The 6,491-nt window shown below is 53.1% G+C and carries 6 protein-coding genes; 5 read left to right on the top strand and 1 reads right to left on the bottom strand.

The window, feature by feature from the left end:
• The first annotated feature begins 173 nt into the window (after nucleotides 1-173).
• From ACIOVD_RS13635 to ACIOVD_RS13625, 3 genes are all read left to right on the top strand, one after another.
• On the top strand, nucleotides 174-1,130 hold the full coding sequence (locus ACIOVD_RS13635; RefSeq protein ID WP_401128291.1) for a tyrosine-type recombinase/integrase: 957 nt from the start codon (nucleotides 174-176) through the stop codon (nucleotides 1,128-1,130).
• Nucleotides 1,131-1,423: 293 nt separating this feature from the next.
• Complete coding sequence (locus tag ACIOVD_RS13630; protein WP_401128288.1) at nucleotides 1,424-2,482, top strand: phage antirepressor KilAC domain-containing protein; 1,059 nt, start codon at nucleotides 1,424-1,426, stop codon at nucleotides 2,480-2,482.
• Nucleotides 2,483-2,935: 453 nt separating this feature from the next.
• Complete coding sequence (locus ACIOVD_RS13625) at nucleotides 2,936-3,793, top strand: helix-turn-helix domain-containing protein (RefSeq protein ID WP_401128285.1); 858 nt, start codon at nucleotides 2,936-2,938, stop codon at nucleotides 3,791-3,793.
• 630 nt (nucleotides 3,794-4,423) lie between these two features.
• Here ACIOVD_RS13625 and ACIOVD_RS13620 read toward each other — a convergent pair.
• Entirely contained in the window at nucleotides 4,424-4,855 is a 432-nt protein-coding gene (locus ACIOVD_RS13620) for a hypothetical protein (RefSeq protein WP_401128282.1), read from the bottom strand.
• A 151-nt stretch (nucleotides 4,856-5,006) separates the two neighbouring features.
• Between ACIOVD_RS13620 and ACIOVD_RS13615 the strand changes: the two genes are divergently transcribed.
• A complete protein-coding gene (locus ACIOVD_RS13615; RefSeq protein WP_401128279.1) occupies nucleotides 5,007-5,237 on the top strand; it encodes a helix-turn-helix domain-containing protein in 231 nt (76 codons plus the stop codon).
• 353 nt (nucleotides 5,238-5,590) lie between these two features.
• Nucleotides 5,591-6,307 carry a recombinase family protein gene (locus ACIOVD_RS13610; protein WP_401128276.1) on the top strand — a complete coding sequence of 239 codons (717 nt, stop codon included), beginning with the start codon at nucleotides 5,591-5,593 and terminating at the stop codon, nucleotides 6,305-6,307.
• The last annotated feature ends 184 nt before the right edge of the window (nucleotides 6,308-6,491 follow it).

The raw sequence follows: 6,491 nt of genomic DNA, 5'->3' as shown, positions 1-6,491 counted from the left end.
GCCCACCTTTCGGTGAGCCCTTCTAGACCGCCCAGCAGAGCGGATTTTGTTTGGTAGGCGCGATTGGACTCGAACCAACGACCCCCACCATGTCAATGTCTGCTTGAGCAAGCTGCAAGCGTTGGTGCTCAAGGGTTTCACAGAACGCCCATTCACAATATGAGGCGTCAAAAATGGCCACTTTCCGCTTACTTCCGTCCGGCAACTGGAATACTCAGGTACGGATTCAAGGCAAATCTCCCCAGTCGAAAACCTTCACCACGAAGGCCGAAGCAGAGTCATGGGCAAACCAGATCGAAGCCGTGACGATGGATCACCAGCACCACACTATCTATACGCTGGGCATGACCTACTGCGAAACCATGCTCAAGGGGAAAGGCAGCTACGACCATGCACTGAAGATCGTGGAGCATCTGGGCAGGCACTTCACTCAACCGATACACGAGATCACCCCGCAGATGATCAACGACTTCAAGCTTATGCGGTTGAAGACCGTAAAGCCGTCCACATGCAGGACGCAGCTAGCATTCATGTCCCGGTTCTACAGATTCGCCAAACGCGGCCTACTGATCGACATTCACAACCCTGTCAGTGATATCGCACTCCCTAAGCCTGATCGGTCCTCCGACAAGGTGATTAGTGCAAGCGAGCTTGAGCGGTTACTGGCGAGGCTGTCACCCATCATGAAACCCATTGTCGAACTGGCATATGAGACTGCCATGCGGCGCTCTGAAATCCTGAAGCTGACCAAAGACTGCCTGCACCTCAAGGACCGCATTGCCGATGTGATTGATGGAAAGAACGGTACACGGTCAGTTCCCCTTACCCACCGTGCAGTGGAAATTCTTCAGCTCGCCGAACTGTGTGCCGCCGTAGAACGTGACCCGAACAACCTGATCTTCCCGGTCACGCCACATGCCGTATCCCAGGCTGTGCGGCTGGCACGAGTTAAGGCGGGCTTAGACAGAAGTGTCCGATTGCATCAGCTCAGGCACACCAGAATCACCAATGTCGCCAAGAAGGGATTCAACAACGCTCAAATCATGATTGTTTCAGGGCACAGGGATACACGATCCGTTGCCCGTTACTCACATTTGAATGTCAGGGACGTTCTGCACCTTATCGATTGACCCCATCAACCCGATCCGCCAACCAACTCACTTTTGAGTTGGTTGTAGCAGTGAAGCTGAAGTAGCAATGCTGGACTTACTGCAATTTCAAACGGCTGACTTTTCAGCCGATTACAAAGACAGTTGAAATCTCACCTCGCAGAGGCTCTTCGAGACATCCGTGATTTGCTTACAGAACTTGCTGAAGGGGGTATCAGCAAATTTGCGCCCCCCCATAAAACCCATAAAAATCGGCACTCATACCCGTGCTTCAAGCTGCCTCGCCGGGAAGCATCACCGGCATGAGCACTGTGATGAGCACCCGTGAGTTCGCTAAACAGACTGGTCGCCAACATGGCAACGTAATGACCACTGTTCGCGGCATGATTGCCCGGGGTGAACTGAATATCCCGGAGTCCACCTGGATTGGCGACAACGGCAAGGCATTGCCTGAGTTCCGCCTGAGCCGCTTTGACTTCGAGAAGATGGCATACCGCCTGAAGTCCAGCGACATTGAAGTAGTACGCCGACACTTTGGTGTCCGTGAAATGAAGATCGAGCCAGCCCCTGTATCGGTTCCTCTCGGCATGGTAGCCCAGGCAGCAGTCCCTGCATCACTGAAGCTTGTCCCGCCAGTTGGTGCGATTGGGTTCATGCCGGAGGCACCAGAAGCTATCACCATGAGCAGCCGAGAGATTGCTGAGCTGACAGGGAAGCGTCACGATCACGTGATGCGTGATATCCGGAAGATGTTGGAAGATTTGGATATTTCTAACGCCCCCAAATTTGGAGGCGTCTACACAGACAGCAAAAATGAGCAGCGTCCATGCTTCAACCTGCCTCGCCGTGAAGTGGACATCCTCTTGACAGGCTACAGCGTTCCGCTCCGTGCCAAGGTTATCGACCGCTGGCATGAACTGGAAGCTGCGGTGGCTAAGCCAACCCAGCCGGTAAACCTGTCTGATGCATCCGCTCTCCGTGGCCTGCTCCTGGGCTATACCGAGCAAGTGTTGCAACTGGAACACAAGATCACTGAGGACGCCCCGAAGGTTGAGTTCTACGACAACGTTGCTGTAGCAGTTGGCACCCAGACAGTTCAGGAAGTAGCGAAAGAGTTCGGTATCGGCTCCACCAAGTTCTACAAGTTGCTTCGTGATGAGAAGATCCTCATGAGTCATCCTAACCAGAACGTGCCGTACCAGAAGCATATGGATGCAGGGCACTTCGAAGTTGTTGTTGGTGAGTGGAAGAACCAGGAAACTGGTGAAATCAAGTTGAAGCCACGAAGCTTTGTGACCGCTAAGGGCCTGATCTACCTGGAACGCCGGCTGAACAAACTCGGCCACTTCCGTACCACTCAAGTTGCTGCATAGGGGCTAGATGTACAGAGATGCCGTAGAGTATCGCCCGGGGCATTGGCTTGCCCCGGGAAGTAAGGCCCTGGAGCTTTACAAAGAGAAGAAGTGGAAAGAGCTGGAAGCACTTCAGCAATCACAGCTTAAGTTCGGTAAGCCTAGTACTGTGAAAGTAATGCTTAACACTCACCGCCCCAATTTTGACAGAGATGCACACGCCAAAAACCCAAGTAAGCCTTGACTTTTCACGTAAAAGATGTACATTATCAGCACTCACCAGCCGCCACATAGGCTGGCACCGCAAATCCCCTATACCCAACCACTACTTCGCTTGTTCAAGCCAATAGGCCACTGAGCAGAGCGAATTTTTGTCGTCTGCGATATGGATTTACGTGTTTCCGTTACTGATCAACCGGGGACCAACTGAGGACTTGCCTATGAAATGAACTTAATCAACAAGGAGAAACACCCATGAAACTTTGCACCATCGCAACAAGTAGCACCAACACACCTAGCCTCCTATCTCAGTCCGAGTTGAAAACCCTAAACTCTCGGATTGCCGCCAATGCCGATAAATGGCTTGGTAGGATGGTGCAGAAGAACAAAGACTCATCAAAGCCCGAAAAGTCTTTGCAGCAGAAGAGCACTAGAGGACGCTCGCCCAAGGTTATCACCAATCCATTCTACGACATTATCGGTGGGGGAGTTTACTTGAGCGAATACCCAGCATTCGCGATGGATATCATCGAAGGTATTGCACGGCTGGACTGGCATGACCGCCCAATCGGAACTGGTGGAAAGTCTATGCCGCTATCAGTACGCAGCATTGTGGAGATTTTAGAGTGGCTCCCTATTGTGACTAATGACGCCGTTAAAGCCCTACTGGATCTTGATGAAAGACATGCCCGACGTTACGTCAAGGCGATTGAGCTTATCGTTCCGCACATGATGAAAAGCCGACCAGTGTCGCTCTACAACGAGATGGAAGGTATTGTCCCTGAGTCCTCACCCAGTGCCTGGCAGGATAGTGATGAGCTAATCGCACCCAACCCCGAAGCATTGGCTAGGCTGCATTATGACCTGCGAACCCTAACGCAGTATAAGAGTGCAGAGGCGTACGAGGTAGAGTACGAACCCGCACCAGCAGATGCCCACTTCACCAACGTAATTGCCTTCCCGGCTCGCATGCAACACCCCAAGAAAGGTGCGGCATTGGCGTTGTTGGAACAAGGGTTGAGCCTCAGAGCAATCGCAAAGGAACTCGGAATCTCTGTGAACTCTATCCGCTCGTGGCAGAAGTCGAACCCTACCGAGAAACAAGCAGCATGAACAGGGTGTATCAGTAATTCGGCCGCATGTATCTAAAAGAAGTGACCACTTCTACCAGAGGTTGGAACGGGAACTTATCGCCAAAGCGTAGCTTTGAGATTATCCACCTCTATACAGTTACCTTGTAGCGTCTACGCTACAGCATAACAACCTGTTCCTAAGGCACGGATTACTACTCTGTATAGTTAGGGGGAGAGAGGGGGCAACAAAGCCCCTCCCCGCTCTTGATCTTGACCTTAACTGTGCTGAACACCTTAGAGCTTGTTATCCGTGACGGTACGTCACAGCATATCTGCACAGTGAAGATCAAAAGCTTTTGGGGCTTTCTTGCCCCTTCTTCTCTGATTGAATACTATGCCGTCAGGCAAGATAACAACTCTATTCAGTAGGGTGGATAAGGGGCTCAGCCACCACCCTGCTCTTGATCTTGATGTTAACCATGCCGAGCGGCATAAGTTGATTATCCGTGACGGTACGTCACATATAACTCTGCAACTCTATACTCTGTGCGGGCATTCCCCCTACAGGCGTAACTACCCTGCCGCTTCATCAGCTCAGAGCAGCAAGTTCGTTTGCCTCCCCTCAAGCCCATATTGGAGATAGAGGTTCACTGTTACTTGATATCATGTCTCAGCGGCTTATACCGTGGACAGCGATAGGCTCAAGCTCAGAACTACAGTGCTTACACTTGATGGCCTGCACCTTGATCATCTCAGCACAGTACGGGCATTCCCGAAGTCCGTTAACCGCAACAACAGAATGCCCAGCAGTTCCAGCAGCAGTGGTTTGCACCTCTTCCCAGCCTCGCCGAAGGTAAGACTTTGCGAGGATACCCTTGATGGCAAAGCAGTAAGCGATGATGACGATGGGTAAAGCTATCAGCAACCCCGGCCCTCCAGTGACGCCTGCAACGCCACCAACAAGAATTACCCAGATGAAAAAGTGTGCCCAGAGGCCACGGTACGCCAGGTAGAAAGGGCCAAAGTAGAACACAAAGTACGCGGACTCTATGCTGACCGTCTCAGTGTGGCCGTTGGCGGGATTGCGGAAGATGCGATCCATAGGATCTCCTTGATGGTCGTGCGGTGTTGCCAGTCGTGCAAAGCCCACTCAGGCTGCCTCAGTGGAGTATGTGGACCTGAGAACGAGATCCTTGGACTAATGTCACGATTAGTGTGTTCACGATTAGAGCACATACCGGGAGCATTGGGGAATGCCATCCCCACCACCATCCCCAGCCTTATGCCACCTATTCGGCAGCCGAGTACGCGAACTACGCCTAGCCTTGGGCATGAACCAAGAGGAGTTTGCGGACAGGTGCGGCTTCGCCCGGACTTACATGTCTCGAATCGAGACGGGCGGCGCTAACCCGTCTATCAACGCAATCAAGGTGCTAGCTGATGCCCTGGGAGTAAGCATCTCAGTGCTATTCGAAGGAATGTGAAGCTGGGCTTCTCCACCGTTAACCCCCCAAGTAACTGATCAAAATCTAACCACCATCTATTCCCTCGCTGGCGCCAGCCTGAGCTTCCGACACCCCTCACCCTCACCATAGCCGCTGTTTCCTTGGTTTACGCTCCAGTCGGGTCAAGCAAAGCCCCCTCGACACTTGGTTTTCCAAACGTAGCCGTAGGTTGTTCCGCTTCAGCCCCATAACAGCACAAGTAGTCGCCAGAACTGCACCAGCATACGGACCTGCCCTGCCGCCTAGAGCGCACCTCAATTATTACAACTGTTGATCGGTCGTTCTAACAGTTGTAATATCATCTCATCAGCCCGCATCAAGGAGTTACCAGCATGGAAGTTGTCGCCTACTACCGCGTGTCCACCAAAGGTCAGGGTGAATCCGGACTCGGCCTCGACGCCCAGCGGGAATACGTTAAGTTCGCCGCAGAGCAACAAGGATGGGTGGTGGTGGCTGAGTTTGAAGACGTTGCCGTATCTGGCTCCATTCATCCTCTGGAGCGCCCAGCAGCCGCCAAAGCCTTCGCTGATGGCCGTCCTGTAGTCGTTGCCAAGCTCGACCGGATGAGTCGGGACGTTGAACACATCGCCGGCCTGATGAAGCGCCACAAGTTCCGGGTAGCCACAATGCCCACCGCAGACACGTTCCAGCTACATATCTACGCCGTACTGGCCGAACAGGAGCGAACCTTCATCAGCGAACGTACCAAGGCCGCATTGAAGTCCTTGGAAGCGCGTGCAGCTAGTGGTGACGGAGAGGCAGTGCAGAAGATCAGCAACCGCTCCCAAGCTCTCGCCAAGGGCCGTAGCATGCTGAACCGCACCAAAGGCCATGATACCCAGCGTCAGCAGGCAGACGACCGTGCAGCCTTGGTCAAGGACGCCATCAGGTTGTGCATCATCGATGGAGCAACAAGCCTCCAGGCAGTAGCCGACTGCCTTATCTCTCGCAACATTCCCACCGCTCGTGGCGGTCAGTGGTCCCCTACCGCCACGATGCGTGTAATGCAACGTCTCGGACTGGAACTGAAGAAGACGCAGCCTCTATAAGCTCTTAGGCTCTTCCACAGCGTGACTATCAGCCGACCACAGGCGGTTTGTCTTTGCCCTTGATATTCGCCAATTCTAGCCCCTGGCAGCGAGGTGGCATGGGAATGGCTCTTAACCTCGACCCAGCCTGAACGTGAAACCTGTCATTCTGCCAGATTCTCCGCCCTGATATTCCGCCCCGATT

This window comes from Pseudomonas sp. NPDC087626 (assembly GCF_044743405.1).
Classification (GTDB): domain Bacteria; phylum Pseudomonadota; class Gammaproteobacteria; order Pseudomonadales; family Pseudomonadaceae; genus Aquipseudomonas.
The sequence above is the reverse complement of the archived record's forward strand: the minus strand, read 5'-3'. Positions and strand labels throughout refer to the sequence as shown.

Excerpts from the sequence above, each read along its gene's own strand:
- ACIOVD_RS13635 (WP_401128291.1), top strand. The coding sequence starts at position 174 with ATGGCCACTTTCCGCTTACTTCCGTCCGGCAACTGGAATACTCAGGTA.
- ACIOVD_RS13630 (WP_401128288.1), top strand. The coding sequence starts at position 1,424 with ATGAGCACCCGTGAGTTCGCTAAACAGACTGGTCGCCAACATGGCAAC.
- ACIOVD_RS13625 (WP_401128285.1), top strand. The coding sequence starts at position 2,936 with ATGAAACTTTGCACCATCGCAACAAGTAGCACCAACACACCTAGCCTC.
- ACIOVD_RS13620 (WP_401128282.1), bottom strand. The coding sequence starts at position 4,855 with ATGGATCGCATCTTCCGCAATCCCGCCAACGGCCACACTGAGACGGTC.
- ACIOVD_RS13615 (WP_401128279.1), top strand. The coding sequence starts at position 5,007 with ATGCCATCCCCACCACCATCCCCAGCCTTATGCCACCTATTCGGCAGC.
- ACIOVD_RS13610 (WP_401128276.1), top strand. The coding sequence starts at position 5,591 with ATGGAAGTTGTCGCCTACTACCGCGTGTCCACCAAAGGTCAGGGTGAA.